1 tRNA gene is annotated in these 262 nt (G+C 43.9%); it reads left to right on the top strand.

Going from position 1 to position 262, the window contains the following annotated elements:
- The first annotated feature begins 1 nt into the window (after window position 1).
- Window positions 2–77, top strand: a tRNA-Ala gene (locus J0O65_RS25410).
- The last annotated feature ends 185 nt before the right edge of the window (window positions 78–262 follow it).

Here is a 262-nt window from a genome sequence, read left to right as displayed (position 1 = left end):
TGGGGGATTAGCTCAGCTGGGAGAGCACCTGCTTTGCAAGCAGGGGGTCGTCGGTTCGATCCCGTCATCCTCCACCAAAAGTTCAAACGTAAATCAGTGCAGATAGTGCGCCGGGATTTAGGTTTGGTCTTTTCGAGACCAAGTGCTGTATGTTCTTTAACAATCTGGAAGAAGTAAAGATTATTTATTGATCGGTTTATCGTAAAAGGTGAATCGATGGGTAATGATTGTATGTATCAACAAACAAGCAACAACGTTGTAC

It is taken from the genome of Janthinobacterium sp. JC611 (assembly GCF_018682595.1).
Lineage (GTDB): Bacteria > Pseudomonadota > Gammaproteobacteria > Burkholderiales > Burkholderiaceae_D > Janthinobacterium.
Note: the sequence above shows the minus strand (reverse complement) of the source record. Positions and strands in the feature narration are given on the sequence as shown.